15 protein-coding genes are annotated in these 21,682 nt (G+C 44.5%); 9 read left to right on the top strand and 6 right to left on the bottom strand.

Annotation, left to right across the window (positions count from 1 at the left end):
• Positions 1 to 201 precede the first annotated feature (201 nt).
• The 5 genes from GSF13_RS19990 (at position 202) to serA (ending at position 5,011) form a co-directional block, all read left to right on the top strand.
• Positions 202 to 1,713, top strand: a complete 1,512-nt coding sequence (locus GSF13_RS19990) for a carboxypeptidase (RefSeq protein ID WP_211866819.1) — start codon at positions 202 to 204, stop codon at positions 1,711 to 1,713.
• Between the two features lie 139 nt (positions 1,714 to 1,852).
• Complete coding sequence (locus tag GSF13_RS19995) at positions 1,853 to 2,386, top strand: hypothetical protein (protein WP_010606079.1); 534 nt, start codon at positions 1,853 to 1,855, stop codon at positions 2,384 to 2,386.
• Positions 2,383 to 3,012 (top strand): 5-formyltetrahydrofolate cyclo-ligase, encoded by a 630-nt coding sequence (locus GSF13_RS20000; RefSeq protein ID WP_010606078.1) that lies wholly within the window; start codon positions 2,383 to 2,385, stop codon positions 3,010 to 3,012. Before GSF13_RS19995 ends, GSF13_RS20000 begins: the two co-directional genes overlap by 4 nt.
• A 104-nt stretch (positions 3,013 to 3,116) precedes the next feature.
• Positions 3,117 to 3,770: a ribose-5-phosphate isomerase RpiA gene (rpiA, locus tag GSF13_RS20005; protein WP_130163537.1), complete on the top strand. Its 654-nt coding sequence runs from the start codon at positions 3,117 to 3,119 to the stop codon at positions 3,768 to 3,770.
• 11 nt (positions 3,771 to 3,781) lie between these two features.
• Positions 3,782 to 5,011, top strand: a complete 1,230-nt coding sequence (gene serA, locus GSF13_RS20010; protein WP_039493776.1) for a phosphoglycerate dehydrogenase — start codon at positions 3,782 to 3,784, stop codon at positions 5,009 to 5,011.
• Positions 5,012 to 5,074: 63 nt separating this feature from the next.
• Here serA and mdh read toward each other — a convergent pair whose 3' ends face one another.
• Positions 5,075 to 6,007, bottom strand: a complete 933-nt coding sequence (gene mdh / locus GSF13_RS20015) for a malate dehydrogenase (protein WP_010372282.1) — start codon at positions 6,005 to 6,007, stop codon at positions 5,075 to 5,077.
• 241 nt (positions 6,008 to 6,248) lie between these two features.
• Between mdh and argR the strand changes: the two genes are divergently transcribed.
• From argR to GSF13_RS20035, 4 genes are all read left to right on the top strand, one after another.
• Positions 6,249 to 6,716 carry a transcriptional regulator ArgR gene (argR, locus tag GSF13_RS20020; protein ID WP_010372285.1) on the top strand — a complete coding sequence of 156 codons (468 nt, stop codon included), beginning with the start codon at positions 6,249 to 6,251 and terminating at the stop codon, positions 6,714 to 6,716.
• Positions 6,717 to 7,131: 415 nt separating this feature from the next.
• Entirely contained in the window at positions 7,132 to 7,743 is a 612-nt protein-coding gene (locus GSF13_RS20025; protein ID WP_010606077.1) for an OB-fold-containig protein, read from the top strand.
• An 83-nt stretch (positions 7,744 to 7,826) separates the two neighbouring features.
• The gene (locus GSF13_RS20030) at positions 7,827 to 10,004 is read left to right on the top strand and encodes an SPFH domain-containing protein (protein WP_102057381.1); all 2,178 of its coding nucleotides are present in this window, start codon (positions 7,827 to 7,829) and stop codon (positions 10,002 to 10,004) included.
• A 70-nt stretch (positions 10,005 to 10,074) separates the two neighbouring features.
• Positions 10,075 to 15,573: a DNA repair ATPase gene (locus tag GSF13_RS20035; protein WP_211866821.1), complete on the top strand. Its 5,499-nt coding sequence runs from the start codon at positions 10,075 to 10,077 to the stop codon at positions 15,571 to 15,573.
• A 92-nt stretch (positions 15,574 to 15,665) separates the two neighbouring features.
• On the opposite strand, the gene GSF13_RS20040 is transcribed toward GSF13_RS20035, so the two are convergent.
• The 5 genes from GSF13_RS20040 to GSF13_RS20060 all read right to left on the bottom strand — a co-directional run bounded on the left by GSF13_RS20040 (position 15,666) and on the right by GSF13_RS20060 (position 21,544).
• On the bottom strand, positions 15,666 to 16,580 hold the full coding sequence (locus tag GSF13_RS20040; RefSeq protein WP_211866823.1) for a Dyp-type peroxidase: 915 nt from the start codon (positions 16,578 to 16,580) through the stop codon (positions 15,666 to 15,668).
• Between the two features lie 30 nt (positions 16,581 to 16,610).
• Entirely contained in the window at positions 16,611 to 17,642 is a 1,032-nt protein-coding gene (locus tag GSF13_RS20045) for an ABC transporter ATP-binding protein (protein ID WP_010606073.1), read from the bottom strand.
• Positions 17,642 to 19,273 (bottom strand): iron ABC transporter permease, encoded by a 1,632-nt coding sequence (locus tag GSF13_RS20050; RefSeq protein WP_174169830.1) that lies wholly within the window; start codon positions 19,271 to 19,273, stop codon positions 17,642 to 17,644. Before GSF13_RS20050 ends, GSF13_RS20045 begins: the two co-directional genes overlap by 1 nt.
• Positions 19,273 to 20,226, bottom strand: a complete 954-nt coding sequence (locus GSF13_RS20055) for a Fe(3+) ABC transporter substrate-binding protein (protein WP_249122797.1) — start codon at positions 20,224 to 20,226, stop codon at positions 19,273 to 19,275. The genes GSF13_RS20050 and GSF13_RS20055 overlap by 1 nt, the downstream gene beginning before the upstream one ends.
• A gap of 1,090 nt (positions 20,227 to 21,316) precedes the next feature.
• Positions 21,317 to 21,544 (bottom strand): hypothetical protein, encoded by a 228-nt coding sequence (locus tag GSF13_RS20060; RefSeq protein WP_211866827.1) that lies wholly within the window; start codon positions 21,542 to 21,544, stop codon positions 21,317 to 21,319.
• Between the last annotated feature and the right edge of the window lie 138 nt (positions 21,545 to 21,682).

Consider the following 21,682-nt stretch of genomic DNA (forward strand, 5'->3'; position numbering starts at 1 on the left):
ATAATTAAGTATTAAATATACGCGAATCTTGCACTAAAAAAAACCAAATCGGCTCAAATTCGTTACTTTTCGATAAACGAGGTTACAACAGCCTATTTTTCAAACCTGCCGTTTTTTTTGTTGAGTTTGTCTCAACGGCTTTGAATTTCAGATGAAATACTTCTTTAATGCAGACATACCTAATGCAATACCGAGGAAGCAATGAAAAAACTACTACCACTATTGCTCATGAGTTGTGCCCTACTCTCAGCACCAAGCATAGCTGAGGAGCACAACCGCGCAATTGAGATAGATCATAAAATAACAACTGAGCATAGAGCCGAAATAAAAGGTGAACGTATTAACTACACCGCGACAACAGGCACGCAGCCGGTGTGGAATGAAAACGGCGACGCAGTTGCAACGTTGCATTACACCTACTACAAGCGCACAAAAATCAAAGATATGAGCAAACGTCCGCTGCTGATCTCATTTAACGGTGGTCCGGGCTCGGCTTCCGTGTGGATGCACATTGCCTATACTGGCCCAAGAGTATTAAAAATTGATGACGAAGGATATCCACTGCAACCTTACGGCTTGAAAGACAACCCATATTCAGTGCTAGATGTTGCCGATATTGTTTATGTAAACCCAGTCAACACAGGTTATTCTCGCGTACTCAAAAATGCTGAAGGTAAATATCCGGGTAAAGCCGAACAAACAAAGATGTTTTTTGGCGTCAACGCGGACGTGAAGTACTTAGCCGAATGGCTCAATACATTTATTCATCGCAATGAGCGTATGCTTTCTCCTAAGTACCTGATTGGTGAGAGCTACGGCACGACTCGAGTGTCAGGTCTTGCGCACGCGATGCAAAACAATCAGTGGCTTTATCTCAATGGCGTGGTGTTGGTATCTCCTACAGAAATCGGCATTAAACGAGAAGGTCCGGTTGAAGTGGCAAACCGTTTACCGTATTACGCTGCCGCCGCTTGGTACCACAAAGCGCTGTCTTCTGAATTGCAAAATAAAGATTTACTCGAAGTACTTGCAGAGGTTGAACAATATACGGTTGATCAGTATCTTCCCGCACTCGCCAAAGGCGCATTTATCAGTGCCCAAGAAAAGCAAAGTGTGACACAGGCCGTTGCTAAATATAGTGGCTTAAGCGAGCGCTTTGTAGCTCAAAACAACCTAGATATTCCTACTGCCGCATTTTGGAAAGAGCTATTGCGTGAGCGTGGCTATACCCTAGGTCGGTTGGACTCACGCTATCTTGGTATTGATAAAAGAGATGCAGGTTCTCGCCCTGATTATTGGCCTGAGCTGACCTCTTGGTTGCACTCATTTACGCCAGCGATTAATCATTACTTCGCTACAGAACTCAACTATAAAACCGATGTAAAATATAATATGTTTGGTTCAGTTCACCCTTGGGATAGCAGCGATAATAATGTCGGTGAACAATTACGATTAGCGATGGCACAAAACCCTTACCTAAACGTGATGATCCAGTCTGGCTACTACGATGGCGCAACGAATTACTTTGATGCCAAGTACAATATGTGGCAACTCGATCCGAGCGGAAAAATGCGTGATCGCTTAAGCTTTAAAGGTTACCGCTCCGGGCACATGATGTACCTGCGTCATGAAGATTTACAAAAATCGAACGAAGATCTCCGCGACTTTATCTTAAAAACAACACCCAAAGCAGATCAGTCAGCGCTTTACTAAATTCCCAACCCATTGTGGCCGCGCAAGCGGTCACTTATCTTAATGCTCACCGGGTTGTAAAAATTTCCTTTTATCCTTCTACAGTTACCTATAATCTAGATATACTCAATACTATCTCTCTACAACTTAGGCACGCACCATGAACGAGCAGTTTAAAGTCGTCTTCGTTGGCATGGCCGACGGTAAGGATCAACAAAGCGCCGCTATCGCAATGGCAGACAGGTTGAAAACCTCACCTTCAAAGATCCAGCAATTTTACGCTGGCAAGAACTTGTTTGCTCCTGCAGATAAAGCCAAAGCACTAAAACAGGTAAAATTACTTGCAAGCGCGGGGATCAACGCCAAGCTACAAAGCCAAACAGCCGCTACCCCAACTAACGCAGATCAAGAGCGCGTATTTGAAGCGCTGGATTACATCACAAGCAGTCTAATACGTATCGAAGAGCGATTAGAAGAACTTGAGCAACGCGTAGCACCAACCGCTCATACTGAAATTGAAGATACAACTGACGAAGAGTGGGAGACGAAGGAGCTATTCGATGAGCTGGACTTTGAGCCTAGCCCTCCGGCTAAATCTAAAACTTGGCTATATTATCTGCTCGCTGTATTAATTATTTTATTTATTCTGCTTGGTGTAAGTTTGTTTTTCCCTGAGTGGCTCGCGTTAGAATGAATAAAACTAATAACAACATAAATAAATCTCAAGTTACTCGTGCTGATTTGAGAAAAATGATTAGAAACGCAAGAAACTCGCTATCAGCAGAGCAACAGAAGACAGCCGCGGCACATCTAAACATTAATTTTTTTCAACAAATAAACCTCCCAAAAAATGCCAATATAGGGGTCTATATTCAAAACGATGGCGAACTAGATACATCCCTTTTAATTCAATCACTTTGGGATAAAAATCACCAGGTTTTTTTACCCGTAATCCACCCCTTCAACCCTGCTAATTTACTCTTCCAGAAGTATGAAAAAAACTCACCCATGAAGGCAAATCGCTATGCTATCTTGGAGCCTAAGTTAGATTGTTCAGCAGTGGCACCGCTTGCGTCATTGGATTTACTTTTGATGCCTCTGGTTGCTTTTGATGAGCAAGGTAATCGCCTCGGTATGGGCGGTGGGTACTACGATAGAACATTGGCGTTACACTACGCTGAGCAGCGAGCTAAACCAGCACTTGTTGGCCTTGCTCATGATTGCCAGCAAGTTCCGAGCTTACCAACAGCAGCTTGGGATGTACCGCTCCCAACTATCCTCACTCCAACCCAACTATACACTTGGCCAAAAAATAATTGAGCAGGCAAATAGTTAAGCGCATTTTGAGGCGCTTTTGACCATGACGCTGACACTTTGATTGAGTTATACTCCATACAACTTCAATGACAACTAAGTGTAGCGTTATGACTCAAGATGAAATGAAAAAAGCCGCGGCATGGGCAGCTTTGAACTATGTAGAAGAAAACACCATTGTTGGGGTTGGTACAGGCTCAACGGTAAACCACTTTATTGATGCGCTTGGCAGTATCAAGGATCAAATCAAAGGGGCAGTATCAAGCTCTGAAGCTTCAACAGAGAAGCTAAAAGCACTTGGTATTGAAGTTTTCGAGCTAAACGATGTGTCAGAGCTTGCGGTATATGTTGATGGCGCAGATGAAATCAACAGCACCAATGAAATGATAAAAGGCGGTGGCGCAGCACTGACACGCGAGAAAATCGTTGCAGCCGTTGCCAAGAAATTTGTTTGTATCGTTGATAATACGAAGCATGTTGAGACGCTAGGCGCATTTCCACTACCTGTTGAAGTGATCCCAATGGCGCGTAGTTACGTGGCAAGAGAGTTACTAAAATTAGGTGGCGATCCAGTTTACCGCCAAGGCGTTATCACTGATAACGGCAATGTCATTCTTGATGTGCATGGCCTAGAAATTAGCGCAGCAAAAGCGCTTGAAGAAAAAATTAACCAGATTGTTGGCGTCGTGACTAATGGCTTATTTGCCATGCGTGGCGCTGACGTTGTAATAACAGGCACTCCAGAAGGGCCTAAAATCAACTAGTGAGATTACAGATGAGCAAGGTTTCGTTATCAAAGGATAAAATTCGAATTTTGTTGTTAGAAGGCGTGCACCAAAGCGCCGTTGAGACACTAAAGCGCAACGGTTATAGCAACATAGACTACGTTAAAACATCCTTACCGGAGCCTGAGCTGATCGAGCGGATCAAAGATGCTCACTTTGTCGGGATCCGCTCACGTACCCACCTTACGGAAGCAGTATTAGAACAGGCTGAAAAGCTGGTCGCTGTTGGCTGTTTCTGCATCGGCACCAACCAAGTGGATTTGGATGCCGCTAAAAAACGTGGTATCGCCGTATTCAACGCACCATTTTCTAACACCCGCTCTGTGGCTGAGCTCGTACTAGGTGAAATTCTCTTGTTATTGCGCCGTGTTCCTGAGCGTAACGCAAAGGCGCATCGCGGTGAGTGGGATAAATCTGCCGACGGTTCATACGAAGCTCGTGGTAAAACGCTGGGTATTATCGGTTATGGTCACATTGGCACCCAGCTTGGCATTATGGCTGAGAATATCGGGATGAACGTCGAGTTTTATGACATCGAAGATAAGCTCACGCTTGGTAACGCAACCCAGTTACACACGCTTACGCAACTGCTACAAAGAGCGGATGTGGTCAGTTTGCATGTACCAGAAACGTCGCAGACCAAAAACCTTATCGGCATGGCCGAAATTGAAGTGATGAAGCAAGGCGCAATCCTAATTAATGCATCACGCGGAACGGTTGTTGATATCGACGCCTTAGCTGAAGCATTAGCGGCAAAGAAACTTTCCGGCGCTGCTATTGATGTATTCCCCGTTGAGCCAAAATCTAATCATGAAGAATTCGTCTCACCACTACGCGAGTTTGACAATGTACTGCTAACCCCACACGTTGGTGGTTCTACCCAAGAAGCACAAGAAAACATCGGTGTAGAAGTCGCGGGTAAGTTGGCGAAGTATTCAGATAATGGTTCAACAGTCACGGCAGTCAACTTCCCCGAGGTTTCTCTACCAGAATTATCAAACCGAAGTCGTTTATTACACGTACACGTAAACCGCCCAGGTGTACTAACGCAAATCAACCAAGCGTTCGCTCAGCACGGTATCAATATTGCGGCGCAATACCTACAAACGGATGAATCTATTGGTTACGTGGTTATCGACGTCGATAGCGACCACTCTGAAGTGGCGTTGAAAGAGTTAAGTGCAGTTGAAGGAACTATCAGAGCACGTATTCTTCACTAAGAATAATCACACATAAAAAAACCAGTCACTGTGAGGCGACTGGTTTTTTTATATCAATCTGGCTTACGCCATGAAATCAACACCTTCTTTGATGTCTTTTTCAAGTGTCGCTAGCATGTCGTCTTTTGCTTTTTGCTCAAACGCGCTTAGCTCACCGTAAGGAAGTAACTTCTCTACACCGTTTTTACCAAGGATAACTGGCTGTGCAAAGAATGTTGCATCGCCTGTGTTACCTTCAACGTATGCGTACTCAAGTACTTCTTCACCTTGTAGACCTTTCACTAGTGAGAAGCAGAAACGTGCTGCTGCTGCACCCATTGAAAGTGTAGCTGAACCGCCACCCGCTTTAGCTTCAACCACTTCAGTACCCGCGTTTTGGATACGAGTCGTTAGTGCAGCAACTTCTTCGTCAGTGAACTCAACACCTTCAACTTGAGAAAGTAGAGGTAGAATTGTAGTACCTGAGTGACCACCAATTACTGGGATCTTAACTTCAGCAACGTCTAGACCTTTAAGCTCTGCGATGAAGGTTTCAGCGCGGATAACGTCAAGGGTTGTTACACCGAATACGCGAGCTGGATCATAAGTACCTGCTTTTTTGAACACTTCAGCAACGATTGGTACCGTGCCATTTACTGGGTTTGTGATGATACCAACAAGTGCTTTAGGGCAGCTTCTAACGATACCTTCAGCAAGTGTCTTGATGATACCTGCGTTAACGTTGAAAAGGTCAGCACGGTCCATACCAGGCTTACGAGGCATACCAGCAGGGATAAGCACTACGTCAGCACCTGCAAGAGCTGGGTCTAGGTCGTCTTTACCATAACCCGCTACTTTTACCGCAGTTGGGATGTGAGATAAGTCAACTGCAACACCAGGTACAACAGGTGCAACGTCATAAAGCGCTAACTCCGAGCCAGCTGGAAGACCATTTTTAAGCAATAAAGATAGAGCTTGACCGATACCGCCAGCGGCACCTAATACAGCAACTTTCATTTGAATTCTCCATAATTTGAAGGTGGAATTGAGTGTGCAGTAAAGATAATGAAAAGCGCTGTTAAACACAAATTAATCACGGTTATTTTCGAGATTTTTTGACTAATGTCTTAAATAAAAGTGTAAAGATCGCGACACTTTGTCCACTTATGCTTTACGACTGCCATTTTGGTCGCGCAAATTTGGGAATCTCGGTGGTTTTGTGTAGAATTTAAAGATTAGCCGTAAAAGAAGACAGACTATGCAGCCGCAAGAAAAACAAGAAGCACTGATCAAAGCATTTAAAGCCATTTTAAAAGAAGAAAACTTTGGCTCTCAAGGTGAAATTGTTGATGCTCTAAAACAACAAGGTTTTGACAACGTCAGTCAGAGTAAAGTATCGCGCATGCTGAGCAAGTTTGGTGCTGTACGTACACGTAATGCTAAGCAAGAAATGGTTTACTGTTTACCCGCAGAAATGAGCGTGCCAACAGCAAAAAGCCCTTTGCGTCAGTTAGTCGTTGATATTATGCACAACGAAATGATGATTATTATTCGAACCAGTCCTGGTGCTGCACAGTTAATTGCGAGACTACTTGACTCATTAGGCACCGCAGACGGCGTATTAGGTACCATCGCTGGCGATGACACGATTTTTATTGCCCCTGCCAAAGTATCTGAAATCGACGTTACTTTAGATAAAGTAAAAACCCTGTTCGATAACGTTTAGTCTATTATTTTTATCGGTGCTAACTCACAAGTTAGCACTTACTCTGGTACTTTCCTCCCAACAAACACGCTTTCCCACTATCACAATAAACAGAATAAACTGCTTATCTTTACAGCAAAAAAATGTTTGACATAATATGTCCTTGTGTGGCAACTTTAGAAACGCAAGGTGAGATTTTTCTCACTACGCATGGATAGTTTTTAAGCTGATTGACTAGCTTCTCGGACTTGTTTCCTGCGATGTCGATAACCCATCGGACACGCACGCTATTCTTTTCACTCATTCATCTCACTATCCTATGATGCGGAACTCACCGCTTTGATAGGCCCAAAAAGCGCCTGATGACGTTGAGTGGGCCAGTTTACTTGCTTACTTAACCACTTAAAAAGGAAAAGCAAGGAGTCAAGGAGCAACAATGGAATTTTTAAATACTGTATTTACGTTTCCCACTGTTATTTTTTCAACACTATTACTCATAGTGCTATTGTTCTGGTTAATTGCTTTACTCGGTTTTGCTGATATCGATATCTTAGAAGGCGATGTTGATATTGAAGCCGAAGGCGCAAGTTCTGGTTCTTTTTGGGAGGTTGCTTTTGGTGGCGTCCCAGTGAGTATTTCACTGAGCCTAATCATCGCGCTGGGCTGGATTGTCAGTATTTATGTACAACAATTTTTTGCTTACCTACTGGGTAATGGCATTTTTTACTACCTGGTGGGAACGGCATTTATGCTCGTCAGCCTCATTGTTGCACTACCACTAACCGCCGTGATTGTACGGCCATTACGGCGCTTTTTCGAAAGCCAAGAAACCACATCGAAGCAAGCGCTGGTTGGGCTCGAATGCGTCATTGCAACATCAAGAGTCAGTAACACTTTTGGCCAAGCCCGAGTATATATTCAAGGAACGGATCAACTCATTGAAGTACGCTCGGATGAAGATAACACCTTCACACTAGGAGACAGTGCCTTACTTATCGAACACGACCCCCTTACACATAGCTACACTATTGTGGCTAAACCTTGGTAATAATACAGAAAATAACGGAATTTAGGAACGAGTTGATACAGCTAATACCAACTCAAACAACATAGCGCAACGCAGGAAAAAACATGGAATTTCTAAACAACCTCGGACCAGTGCTCACAATCGTGGGTATATCCATCGTCATTATTTTTGCCATTCTACTTCTGATTGGAAAGTTCTACCGCAAGGTTGAACAAGGTCAGGCACTGATCATCAACAAGATGAAAAACGAACCTGATGTTACGACAACGGGCGGCATCGTACTACCTGTGATCCATAAAATGGAAGTCATGGATATTTCAACTAATCGCATGGTATTAGAGCGTCGTGAAAACAGCGGCCTGATCTGTAAAGATAATATCCGTGCTGACATCGCCATTACTTTTTACATTCGCGTAAACGAAAACAAAGAAGATATCCTACGTGTTGCGAAACAAGTTGGCTGTGCCCGCGCATCTGCACCAGAAACCTTACAAGCATTATTTGAGGCAAAATTCTCCGAAGCCTTGAAAACCGTTGGTAAGCGCATGAATTTTGAGGAGCTATTTACACATCGTAATGAGTTCCGAGATTCTATTAAAGAAGTGATTGGACAAGATTTATCTGGCTATACGTTAGAGGATGTGGCGATTGATTATCTTGAACAAACCTCTATCGAAAAGTTAGATCCAAATAACATTCTTGACGCTGAAGGTATTCGCCGTATTACCGAAAAAACCTCGCGCCAAAACGTGGAAACTAACCAACTTAAATGCGATGAAAAAGCGCAAATCGACAACCAAAACCAAGCAGCCTTTGAAAAAGCCGCAGAAGTCGAGCGTCAACGAGAAGATGCCAGCGCGAGACAGCGCCGTGAAATCGAATCAGTGCGCGCTCGTGAAGCCGCTGAAGCTGAACGTGTTAAGCATGAAGAGCGCTTAAAAGCCGAAGAAGCACGCCTCAAAGCAGACGAAGCAATTGCAATTGCAGAACACAACAAACAACGCGAAATCGATGTTGCAGAGCAAAATCGCCTTCGCTTACTCGGCATAGAAGAAGAAAAAGTCACGCGTTCTCGCCAAATTGAAATTATCGAACGCGAACGCGAAACCGAAATTTTACGTATCCAAAAAGCCAAAGCACTGGAAGTCGAGCAAAAAGAAATCGCCGATGTTCAGCGTGAACGGGTTGCCGTAGAGAAAACCGTTGCCGAGGAACAAGAGCGCATCAAAGACGTGCAATGTATTGCTGAAGCCGAGCGTGAGAAGCAAGCGAAAATTATTCTTGCTCAAGCTGAGGCCGAAGAAGCGCTGGTTAAAGATATTGAAGCGGCTAAAGCTAAAGAGCAAGCTGCCGAATTTAAAGCCCGTGAAATGGAAAAAATGGCCGCAGCAGAACTACGTATTGCGAACCAAACCGCAGAGTCGAAGAAGATTCTTGCCGAAGCTGCCCAAGTTGAAGCGGCTGCGCCTGGTCTTGCAGAAGCAGATATCATCAAGGCAAAAGCAACTGCTAGTGCGATACAAGGCGAAACAGACGCTAAAGTGCTACAGCAAAAACTAGAAGCCGAAGCACAAGGCAAACGTGATATTGGCCGCGCCGAAGCCGAAGTACAAGCTGCAATGGCAGAGGCAACCAAGAAGCAAAGTGAAGCCGAGGCACAAGGCAAACGTGAAATTGGTTTAGCAGAAGCTGAGGTTCAATCAGCAATGGCTGAAGCAATTGAAAAACAAGGTGAAGCAGAAGCTATCAACCTTGAGCGTAAGATGTCAGCAGAAGCCAAAGGTCTTACAGAGAAGCTGGAAGCACTTAATAAGATGGATAAAGACGCCCGTGAATACGAAGGCTTTACACTACAGCTAAATCAACAGAAAGAGCTGACGCTTGCGAGTATCGAGGCAAACAAACAAGTTTCTGCAAGTCAGGCTGAAGTATTAGGTAAAGCACTAAGCGGTGCTGATATCAACTTTATGGGCGGCGACGGCCAGTTCTTTAACCAGTTTATGAATGCCATCACAGTGGGCAAGTCAATTGACGGCTTAGTCGGCGAAAGTAAGACGGTACAAACAGTATTTAAAGATCACCTAAACGGTGAGCGTAATTTGATGGACGACCTAAAAGGGGTGTTGGCTGGTGCAAATGCGTCGTCGGAAACGCTAAAAAACATCAACATGAGTAAGTTCTTCCAACAACTAAGCAATAGCTCAGATGCGGACAAACAGCAGCTACTCAAGTTACTTGGCGGCTCGTTAAATGGCAGTAAACAAAGCGAACCACTAGAGTAATTAACCCTGAGGAGTCAATCTGCTTGGCTCCTCTCCCCCATTTGCGACAGCGCACATAGGAAAGCAAAGAATGACGGAAGCAACGCAACAAGCGCCAGAGCGAACGCTCGAACAAGACTCTTATCAACTGATTAAACGCCGACTTAGTAACTTTGGCAGCGAACTGAAAAGTCAAATAGATAAACTCAACCAACAGCGTGTTGATACTTTTGGCAGCACCGAGCTTAAAGTGAAAGGTCGAGCAAGAGTTCGTACTGAGCATAACTGCGTACCGCGCGACATCGTACTGATCGGCGACAAGCTTATCTTTGCTTATAATGTCTTTATGGGGCTTAAACAAAATACCCAAGTCAGCGATGTATTCACCGTACAAAAGCTACACTTGCAAGAAGACCACTACGAAATAGAACCTTATCCGCAAGAAACCAAATTCCTCACTGACCAGCGTTTCTTACGGGACTTTGATGAACTATACACGTATTACAAAGACACCCGGCTACAACACCTATTTGTTAAATCAAACAAGCTCTTTGCGCTATTTCAGATTGGCGAAAAACTCTCCGATGTTCGTGTGTTCCGCTGGCAAATCGCCAAAGATGACACCTTAGATTATATTGATAATCGAGGAGAGCGTGACCTAGGCGAAGTGGAAAACTTTGACTTTGAATGGCAAAAAACCGATCGCGCCGATCACGTCGAAGGCCGTCACCCACATATTAATGTAAACGACAAAGTATTTATTGAAGTATCGAGTGGCAAACTCACCGTAAAAATAGAAAACAATACCCAAAGCGGTGAAGGTATTTATCAAGAAGCCGTTGATGACGCCAGTCAATCACTCGCAGATTGCGATTTACGTTTTGCCGAAGTTGGCGAAATGGTGTTGTTAAAATTACTTCCCTACCGAGAAAAACAGTGGCGTTATTTTATTTATAATTGCCGCACCCAGCAGGTATTGCGCCAAGATGCATTGGGTGGTGCCTGTGTTCAATTACCTGAGAACCAGGGAATTATTTTTCCTGGTGGCTATTATTTACAATCTGGGCAAACACGCTATTTTGACGACCAACTGGACGATTTAATTTTCCATCGCCAGATCAAATCACCCAATGGTGAAGATGTACTGTATATCTTCTACGAACCAAACGAGGGTCGTTACGCACTTTTCTCTTACAATATTATTGAGAAAAACCTGCAAAATCCCATTTATTGTCATGGCTATGGAATTTATGACGATGGCTTAACGCTAACCTTTAAAGCAGAGCCTGAGCCTGAGCGCGTGCACCCTATTCAGATCTGGCAAAGCCCATTTTGTGGCAGCGAGTTTGCCGCACAAGCCCCTCGCGCAACCGGCTTATTTGGCCGGATCGGCAACCCGGATTTAGTACGCGCAATCTCTGATTTATACAGTGTGTTCAAGGCCATTAACGAACAAAGCCCCACAGTCTTTCATTATGAAGATTTAATTGCTCTCACCCGCAGTATTTTAGACCGCTATCATTGGCTTGCTGAAGCGGACTTTGCAGATGTCACAGCAAAACTACATGAAATTTTTGAAACCTCGGAGCAGGTACTAGACGAATTTGAAAAGGTAAGCCAAATTGAGGCCGACGCTCGGCGCGCAGAAACCGAAATAGAGCAAGCCATGCAAGATGTGCTTCGCGAGGTGAGACCTGATAGCTTTAAAACAGCAGAGCAATTCGTTCAGAGCTTAGAATCTCTCAAACGCTTAAAAGGCAAAGTGATAAGCCTTGAAGAAGTGAAGTATATCAATCTTGACGCGCTATCTGCCATGCAGCAGCAGGTTGATGAGCAAACCTTAAGCTTAAGCCATAAAACCGCGGAGTTTTTGCAGCAAGATAGTGCTTTGGCGCCCTACTACGAGCAGCTAGACTCCTTAGAGCAAGCCAGAGCGCAAACAGAGAGTGTCACCGAGCTTAACGGCTTTTTGGCGACCTTGGAAACCTTAAGCGCTGAACTTGATTTGCTCAACCATACCATGCTGGATCTCGACATTGACGATAGCCGCATTCGCACTAAAATTTTGGAAGATGTCAGCGCCATTTATGGTCAAGTAAACCGCGCCAAAGCAGCGTTAGAAATCCAGAAAAAGAGCGTGGGCAGTGTTGAAGCAAAAGCCGAATTTGCGGCTCGTTTTAAGCTTTTCAGCCAAAGTATTACCAGCGGTCTAAGCGCTGCCAAAACCCCAGAGCAATGTGACGACCAACTATCTCGCTTACTCATTCAATTAGAAGAGCTCGAGTCTCAATTTAGTCAGTATGATGAATTTTTAACGGAGATCTTGGCTAAACGTGATGACGTTTATGAAAGCTTTGAGGCGCACAAACAGCAGCTCATTGACGAAAGACAGCGCCGCGCGCTGAGCCTAGCAAACGCAGCAGAGCGGATTTTACAGGGGGTGACGCGACGCTCGCAAAGTTTTAAAACCTTAGATGACATCAATAGCTATTTTGCCTCCGATCCTATGATTGGCAAGCTTCGCGATTTAACGCAAGAGCTAAAAAGCCTAAGCGATGAAGTGAAGGCGGATGATATTCAAGCCAAACTCAAGGCCTGCAAAGTTCAAGCGATCCGCGCTTTGCGAGACAAGCAAGATATTTATATTGATGGTGGCAATACCGTTAAAGTCGGCAAACATGCGTTTAGTTTCAATAAACAAATCCTTGATTTGACTTTGCTGCCTCGTGGTGAACAGCTGATGTTACACCTCACTGGCACTGAGTATTTTGATACCATTCCTGACGCCAAGGTCAATCAACAACTCAATGACGCAAGCACATACTGGCAGCAAAACCTGATCTCAGAAAATCGTCACTTATATCGAGGCGAGTACCTTGCAGCTCAAGTATTAGCGGCTGCAGAGCAAGATGGCAACGACTTTAGTCTAGCGGATTTAGAACTTGCCGTTGATGAGGGAAGTTTACTGTCTATCGTACAAAAATTTGCAGAACCTCGATATCAAGAAGGCTATGAAAAAGGCATTCATGATCAAGATGCCAGCCTGATCTTAGCAAATTTACTAAAACAAAAACGACAGCTTGAGTTACTCGTCTACCCTGCCAGCTGTCGAATTGCGGCACAGCTATTTTATACTCAACAAAGCAAGGCTGAGCTAGCTGAATTGGCGTTTCAGGCCACACAAGCAGAGCTGATGGCAACGAAGTTAGATGACCATAGTTTTAGCCAACAGCTAAGCAAAGAATTAAGTGAAAAAATCACGGCATTTTGCCAACAAAATTTATCGAGCTATTTAACCGAGCTACACCGCTTTTCAGGCGAGTTAAGCGCAACTTACTTAATTAAAGCCCTTGCTAAGCAAGTCAAGCCGAGACAATTTGATTTGGCTTCACCTGCAAAACACACCAGCGAGCAGTTTATCTCGATGGCAAAGGCCAAAGGCGTCTGGCAACAGCTTGAAGACTCATTAACACATTTGACTAAACTTGCGGACAAATGCCGCCTGTTAAGCAGCTGGCTGCGCGCCTATGGCAGTAAGCAAAATGAAAGTGCTGAGACCTTGCTTGAGGCAGCTAACTGCATTTTGCTTTCCACCCAGTTAGATATCACCTACCAAGTCAAAGAAGCCGAAATAAAAACCGAGATCTCAGGTTTAATGGGCCAACACCCACGGATCGAGAACCAAGTGCTACACCTAGATTACGCAGACTTTTTTGCCCGTAGTAACGAGTATCTCACGGTTCATGTTCCGGCCTACAAACAGTACCAACAGTTAAAAGCACAAGTGCTTGAGGCACAAAAGCAGCGCTTGCAATTGGATGAGTTTAAACCCAGACCACTAAGCTCATTTGTACGTAACCAGCTGATTGACAAAGTCTACTTCCCTATTATTGGCGATAACTTAGCAAAACAAATAGGGGCTGCAGGAAACAATAAACGCACCGACTTAATGGGCATGTTGCTGCTTATCTCCCCTCCGGGCTATGGTAAAACCACGTTAATAGAGTATGTGGCCAACCGCTTAGGACTCACCTTTGTTAAGGTCAACTGTCCATCCATTGGTCACGACCAAGTCTCTTTGGATCCTGCTCAAGCCATCAACGCGACCGCCGCAAAAGAAATTGAGAAGATCAACCAAAGCTTTGAGATGGGCAATAATGTGATGCTGTACCTTGACGATATTCAGCACACCAACCCCGAATTTTTACAAAAGTTCATCTCTTTATGTGACGGCTCAAGACGCATAGATGGTGTGTGGAATGGCCGCAGTAAAACCTATGATCTGAGAGGCAAAAAATTTGCCGTTGTGATGGCAGGAAACCCCTACACCGAATCCGGTGAATCTTTTAAGATCCCAGATATGCTTGCCAACCGTGCTGATATTTACAACCTCGGTGACACCCTCAGTGGCTGCGAACAAGAATTTGCCATGAGCTTTATTGAAAATACGCTTACTTCCAATGCGGTGCTCGCGCCACTTGCCAATCGTGGTATGGAAGACTTGTACAAGCTAGTACGTATTGCCGACGGAGAAGGCATCTCCATCAATGAATTGGAATTTAATTACTCTCAAGCGCAAGTGAATGAAATTGTCAGCGTACTGAAAAAGCTGCTCACCATTCGCAACACCGTGCTCAAAGTAAATGCCCAATATATAGCCTCAGCAGCGCAAGATGATAACTATCGAACCGAGCCGCCGTTTAAGCTACAAGGCAGTTACCGTAACATGAATAAGATGGCTGAAAAGGTGGTTGCTGCCATGAATGACAGTGAACTTGAAAACCTAATTCAAGATCACTATCGCGGTGAAGCACAAACACTTAGCAAAGGCAGCGAAGAAAACTTACTGAAACTGGCTGAATTACGCGGTACCTTAACGGCTGAAGAAGCAACGCGCTGGCATGACATCAAGGCCGAATATGCCCGCCTGCACCGCAATAGCGATGAGAGAAGCCCAGCGCAGCTGGCCGTTGAACAGCTGAGCTTTGTCAATAAATCCCTTTCGCAAATCGCCGCTAAACTCGATAAAGAGCAGCTTAGCTTTGATTACAGTGCGCTGTTGCAACAATTGGCTCAAGTGCTTAACGAGCAAGAGTTTGCCACGCAGTTAACTGAGCTACGTGAGGCCTTAACGCAGCAACCTTACGCTACACCGCTAAAGCAATTGATAGCTTCACAGCAACAAGTCGCAGAAGAAATTGCGGGGCTGCAAAACGCTATCAAACGCACTGCGAACAACGAGCAGCTACTCGCTAACCTTGGCAAACTCAATGACTTACTCAGCACCCAAGCGCAAATACAACAAGCGTTGGGTCAACAAGGTCAGCAGCAAAATACGCTATTTGAAAACCTGTCTGAGCGCTTAGAAGCGGTGGCACAACCGCATATTCAAGTCGACAATCACGTTGATGATAGCAGTACAAAAGCGCTTGAAGCCGTTACCACTTTGCTGACAAATACCTTAGCAAACTCAAGCGCTGAACAAGTCCAGCAGCAACAGCTAAAAGACATTTTACAAAAGCTGGAGGATATTCAATCAAGACCTGGTGTTAGTAACGGATCACCTGCGAAAAACCCGTATATGTTGTAACGGCAAAAAAACGCTTGCGAAACAAGTCAAAGCCCATGGATGGGCTTTGGAGATGTAAAGCTAAAAAACCTGAACTCGGGTTAAAAAGTAACTTACTCCGGCATTTTTGCCATCACCGCCAAAAACTCTAGTGAGGGTGCAAAAAACGCAGAACCCATATCGGCACTGGAATAATCTAATATGGGGTCGTATTCATCCCCTTCACCCAATCGGCTTCTTAGTACCTGCTCAAAAGCATCGCCTTTGGCGCTGCAACTTAGCGACAGGCTTCCTTGTTCAAATACATCACCAAATGGCATGCTTTGGTTAAGCAGTAGTGCATTACCATTTAGGTCTTTCAATTCGGTTAATGCTGCATGATTACAGGGTTCGCAATCTTCAATTAGGTCATTGTCTAGACGTGTACGCCCCATCAATTGCTCTTGCTCAGCGAGCGGCAACGCCTGCCAGCGCAGTAAATCAAACTTCACCCGCTGTACGTGAATATAACTACCAAGGTGGTCGGCTGCATTTGGGTTGTGCACAAGTGCAACTTCCCGTTTGTTACGCCCTCTAGGGATGTCTGCGCCATAAATAAAGCCATTAAAATCTCGACCGTCTAAGAAACGAAAAGCTCGCACATGTGCCACCATTTCGACTAGGCCATTTAGCATGTGTAGCACACTTTGAGCAAAGATATGATTAACGTCTTCTCGGTCGGAGCGGATCACATAAAGCAAGTCAAAAGGCTGAGTATGCACGGTGTGCTCAGCCTCAACAATATGTGGAAAGCTTTTCAGCTCTTTAGGAATAAACTCAGGATAAATGTGCGGCCAGTATTGCGCACCAACCGCGACAAAGCTCGACAGCATAGACTCAGAGAATCTATCTTCTAACTCCTCTTGCAAGCGCCCACAATTGGCGAGCGCCGCTCTTAGCGCCTCGTCTTGTCCTTCAAGCACATTGAAGAACAAGTGTAAGCCGTGCAAATTGGCTTCAGCACACACACCTGATTGGGCAAGCGCCATGCTCTACTCCCTGCGTTTATTCATTTGCTATTAAGAAAAGAAATTTACAGCATGTGCCTTAATTTTTAAAGAGATTGGTTGATTTAAGTCGAGCGGTTCATGCGCTGGATGCGGGATTTCGAGCTCTTGTCCCTCTAATGCAACACGATAAATGTACTCTGTTCCCATAAAGCGTTGATTGAGTACTTTAACGCTGCCAAGCTCAGCGTTTTCTAACGTAATGTGCTGTGGCCTCACATACATTTCACCTTTCGCGTCGATATTACCGAGCTCAACGAGTGATTTTACGGCACCAAATTGGGTTTCTACCGAAGCGCCATTCACTCGCTGTGCAGGAATATAAATTCCCTGACCCAAAAACTCGGCAACCATTTTGCTCTTTGGTCGTTGGAATAACGTTCTCGGCTCGCCCACTTGTGCGATCTTCCCTTTATCCATAATTGCCAACCGATCGGCAAAAGCAAAAGCTTCCTCTTTCGAGTGACTAACAAAAATCGCGGAAACTTGCTGATCTTTGATTATACGGCGAATATCGTTAATTAACTGAAACCGCACTTGAGCATCTATATTTGAAAACGGCTCATCAAGCAGCAACAGATTTGGCTTGTACGCCAGTGCTCGCGCAATTGCCACACGTTGTTGCTGGCCACCTGAAAGCTCGTGTGGAAAGCGGTCGCTATAGTCTTGCAGCTGCACCAAATGGAGCATTTCAGCTACTCGGTCTTGACGTTCACGCTTGCTTTTTGAGGTTAAACCAAACGCCACATTTTGCGCCACAGTGAGGTGTGGGAACAGCGCATAGTCTTGAAACATCATACCAATATTGCGTTTTTGTGGAGGTACAAAAGTGCCATGACCATTCATGGCTTTGCCTAAAATACTCACCGAGCCTTGAAATGGTTCAATCAAGCCCGCTATCGCCTTCAGCGTGGTCGTTTTACCGCAGCCACTGGCACCAAGCAAACAAACAATCTCGTTTTGTTCTACAGTCAGATTTAGGCTATCCACAACGGCTTCACCGTCATAGCGATAAGAGAGATTTTCAAGCACTAAACTATGCATTAACTTCGCTGCTCCATAGAACGGTTTACAACATAAAGCGGAATTAAACCAACCAACACAATAAATAACGCAGAGACAGAAGCCAACTCCAGCTGCTCATCACTCACATATTGGAAAACATGTGTTGCTAGTGTTTCATAATTAAAGGGTCGTAATAACAATGCCGCTGGAAGTTCTTTCATACACTCAATAAAAACCAGCAGTGCTGCGGTTAAAATACCGCGACGCAGCAATGGCAAATGTATTGATAACATGGTTTTGAAACGATTGCGACCCAACGAAAAACTTGCCATATCTAGACTTGGGCTGATCCGCTGATAACTCGATTCGACCGCGCCTTGCGCAATCGCATAAAATCGTACAACGTAAGCGAAAACCAGCGCAAAAATCGTCCCGCTGAACAGCAAGCCAGGCTCAAATGAAGTACCTTCAAGCCAAGCATTTAGCTTGTCGTCTAATAAAGTGAGTGGAATAAGTACCGCAATTGCCAGCACCGTGCCCGGTAGCGCATATCCGGTACTTGCAAGCTTGCCCGGTAGCGTGACCCGTTTACCACTGCTAACTCGCTGGTTAAACACCACCAGCATGCTCATGATAATTAATACCACGCTCACCCAAAACGCTATTTTTAAACTTTGCCACGCATACAAGAAAAAATCGTCATTCCAAGCTTGTTCAAAATAGTCGACGGCGTAATCTGCAAGCACCCATGTAGGCACGATAAAAGCCGCAATAAGAATAAGCCAACAAAAAGCGCTAGCGAGCCAAGCCTGCGCGCCTTTAAGATGATAAAGCGTGGTACTGTTAACACTCGACTGGCGCTCATGCACTACCTGAGTTGGGCGGCTCACTCGCTCCAGTGTTAGGGCTAAAAATAAAAACAGTAACATAATGCCTGAAATTTTAGCCGCTGCGGTAAGTGAATAATAGCCCAACCAAGTATCGTAAACGGCGGTGGTTAGTGTGCTCACAGCAAAGTAATGTACGGTTGCAAAATCTGCCATGCTTTCCATGGCGATCAGTGCCAGCCCCGCCACAATCGCCCCTCGCGACAAAGGTAAACTTACCTTAAAGAAGCTCTGTGAAGGCGACTTGCCCATCAATTGGCTGGCTTGCACCAGCTTAAACGACTGCTCTCTTAGCGCCGTTCTAAAAATCAAAAACAAATAAGGATAAAGCACCAGTGCAATCATCACGATAGCACCTGACAAAGTGCGAATATCAAAAAACCAATAATCGTCTGGAGATTGCCAACCAAACCACTCTCGCAGCGCTATTTGTACAGGCCCTGCATAATCTAGCAAATCGGTATACACGTAAGCAATCAAATAGGTTGGCATCGCTAGGGGTAGCATCAACGACCACTCGAAAAAGCGCCGTCCAGGAAACTCACAATATGCAGTTAGCCAGCCAAGTGGTAGCGCGATTAAAGCGCAAAGGATGCATACCCCCACAATCAGCAAAATCGTATTGCGGACATAATCCCACAGAACGGTATCCCAAAGGTGAGCAAAGACTTCGGAGTCAGGTTGTAGCGACTCAAAGATTAAAAACATCAGCGGGACTGATAGGCTAAGCCCTATCAGCCACGCAAAACTCTGCCATTTAGACAGTGAAAATGATAATTGCATTAAAGGTCAAATTTTACCTCATCGATTAGCTTAAGCGCTAACGGACGGTATTTACTGATCTCTGACAATGGTAGGCTGTCTTCCTTAAACTCACCCCAAGATGCCACAAGTTTCGATAACTCGACGCCAGGTTTAACCGGGTATTCCATATTCATCGACGCATACATATTTTGCGCCTTATTGTCGGTCATAAACTCAATGAGTTTCAAGGCATTTTCTGTATTTTTAGCGTGCTTGGTCAAGACAACACCAGAAACGTTGATATGTGAACCACGACCTTGTTGATTTGGGAAGTTGATATATACCGCTTCGGCCCAGGCTTTTTGTTTCTCATCTTCCATCATCTTACCGAAGTAATAGCTGTTTCCGATGGCCAAATCACACAGTCCTTCTTTTACCGCTTTGACTTGTGCACGGTCGTTACCTTGAGGCTTACGAGCTAAATTTTTCTTCACGCCTTCAAGCCATTCTTTGGTTTTTGCTTCGCCATGATGGGCAATCATAGAGGCCACTAAACCAAGGTTATAGGGATGTTTACCTGAGCGCGTACATATTTTTCCGCGGTATTGTTCATCTGCTAGCGCTTCATACGTAAGCGCATCTAACTTGCCTACACGGTCTTTTGCAGAATATATATTGCGTACACGCTTAGTAAGCGCAACCCACTGGCCTTCAGGATCTCTGAAGTTCGCTGGGATATTCTTAGTGACGGTTTCGCTGTTAATTGCTTGTGTTAGGTTTTCGTCTTCAAGTTGAATTAGCGCACTGAAGTTTGAAGTGAGTACAAGATCGGCACGGCTATGCTTGCCTTCACGCTTAACACGCTCGATTAAGCCTTTTTTTGCAAAAACCACATTGGTCTTGATACCGGTTTGCTTGGTGAAGTCATCCAAAATAGGTTGGATCAGAAAAGGTTGTCTAAACGAGTAGATATTAACTTCCTCTGCAGCCATTGCTGGTAGGCAAGTAAGCGTTGCCAGTATAGTAACAAGTGCTTTTTTCATAAAGACTCCATTAGGTAAACAATAATTATTATCAACTAATTCTACCTGTAATTGTGCCGTTTTACACCCTGAATATTTGAAACTACGCTCAAGATAAAATTAGCGTTGTAGAAAACGGGAGAATTACCTGTGAGATATATCTCACTTAGCTACCCGAAATTGAGTAAAGACGTGTTGAAATAACACTCAGAATTAAGGTAACTAATTAAAAAATAAAAAGTTATTTATTATTACTAGAAAAAGACGCAAAAAAGATTGAATTTCACTGCTCCCGATTTTTTTTAGTCTGCTTATACTTAAAAACATCTCAGGAAGAGAGATAAAGGATACACAGGATACGCTCAGGGCAGGATTTGCTAATGGATAAGCACCCACTTAAAGGAATATAGGGAAAAGCGAGCGAGATTGTATGTCACATGGTGTGATTACATTAAAGGACAGGGATTAAAGGTTCATGATGAACCTAAGGATTGCTTCAGGGGAGAGGCTAAACGTTGAGGGATAACGTTACTGCATTGGATATGCAGGTGGTTAAGGATGAGGAAGGAAGGTACATTGGATGTACTGGTAAAATGTGGCTTAGGAGATGCCAATTGTTGCAATTAACAGTGCAACACCTAGCTTGAAGCAACACGTTCAGGCTACCAAGTGCCAAGGTAAAACAAGGTGATGATTGGCACTGCTATTTTGGAAAGTAGCAAACAAGGACAATTAGAACAAGGGCTTGTTCTTAGCAAGTGGATGGCAATGGATAAGACAGCGGACGTGTAAAAGGAAGATGGACACAGGGCAAGATGCCTTTATTCGCAAAACGAGAACACCAAGCGATGCCATGGAAGAGGAAAGATTCAGGACGTTGAACTACTCAACTTTGCAGGATGCATTTAGAAGATTCCGTAAGCGCGACTCAGCAATGAGTCGCGCGCTTCTTATTTTATTCCTATCTATCGCGTGATATTACGTTTGTGTTGTCGAGGTGTGTGTTGTCGAGATCAATCTCGATCTACCGTCATCTTGCTCGCTGTACAGCGTAAAAAATTCAGCTTTTTGTCGAGATAAATCTCGACCTACCGTCATCTTGCTCGCCGTACTGCGTAAACAATTCAGCTTTTTGTCGAAATAAATTTCGACCTACCGTCATCAGCTTGCCATACCGCGTAAACAATGCTGTTTTTGTCGAGGTAAATCTCGACCTACCATCATCTTGCTCGCCGTACTGCGTAAACAATTCAGCTTTTTGTTGAGATAAATCTCGACCGACCGTCATCTTGCTCGCCGTACTGCGTAAACAATTCAGCTTTTTGTCGAAATAAATTTCGACCGACCGTCATCAGCTTGCCATACCGCGTAAACAATGCTGTTTTTGTCGAGGTAAATCTCGACCTACCATCATCTTGCTCGCTGT

The sequence above is a fragment of the Pseudoalteromonas sp. M8 genome (assembly GCF_018141365.1).
In the GTDB taxonomy this organism is placed as follows: Bacteria; Pseudomonadota; Gammaproteobacteria; order Enterobacterales; family Alteromonadaceae; genus Pseudoalteromonas.

Coding starts and splice junctions, on each gene's coding strand:
- GSF13_RS19990 (WP_211866819.1), top strand. CDS start 202: ATGAAAAAACTACTACCACTATTGCTCATGAGTTGTGCCCTACTCTCA.
- GSF13_RS19995 (WP_010606079.1), top strand. CDS start 1,853: ATGAACGAGCAGTTTAAAGTCGTCTTCGTTGGCATGGCCGACGGTAAG.
- GSF13_RS20000 (WP_010606078.1), top strand. CDS start 2,383: ATGAATAAAACTAATAACAACATAAATAAATCTCAAGTTACTCGTGCT.
- rpiA (WP_130163537.1), top strand. CDS start 3,117: ATGACTCAAGATGAAATGAAAAAAGCCGCGGCATGGGCAGCTTTGAAC.
- serA (WP_039493776.1), top strand. CDS start 3,782: ATGAGCAAGGTTTCGTTATCAAAGGATAAAATTCGAATTTTGTTGTTA.
- mdh (WP_010372282.1), bottom strand. CDS start 6,007: ATGAAAGTTGCTGTATTAGGTGCCGCTGGCGGTATCGGTCAAGCTCTA.
- argR (WP_010372285.1), top strand. CDS start 6,249: ATGCAGCCGCAAGAAAAACAAGAAGCACTGATCAAAGCATTTAAAGCC.
- GSF13_RS20025 (WP_010606077.1), top strand. CDS start 7,132: ATGGAATTTTTAAATACTGTATTTACGTTTCCCACTGTTATTTTTTCA.
- GSF13_RS20030 (WP_102057381.1), top strand. CDS start 7,827: ATGGAATTTCTAAACAACCTCGGACCAGTGCTCACAATCGTGGGTATA.
- GSF13_RS20035 (WP_211866821.1), top strand. CDS start 10,075: ATGACGGAAGCAACGCAACAAGCGCCAGAGCGAACGCTCGAACAAGAC.
- GSF13_RS20040 (WP_211866823.1), bottom strand. CDS start 16,580: ATGGCGCTTGCCCAATCAGGTGTGTGTGCTGAAGCCAATTTGCACGGC.
- GSF13_RS20045 (WP_010606073.1), bottom strand. CDS start 17,642: ATGCATAGTTTAGTGCTTGAAAATCTCTCTTATCGCTATGACGGTGAA.
- GSF13_RS20050 (WP_174169830.1), bottom strand. CDS start 19,273: ATGCAATTATCATTTTCACTGTCTAAATGGCAGAGTTTTGCGTGGCTG.
- GSF13_RS20055 (WP_249122797.1), bottom strand. CDS start 20,226: ATGGCTGCAGAGGAAGTTAATATCTACTCGTTTAGACAACCTTTTCTG.
- GSF13_RS20060 (WP_211866827.1), bottom strand. CDS start 21,544: ATGACGGTCGGTCGAGATTTATCTCAACAAAAAGCTGAATTGTTTACG.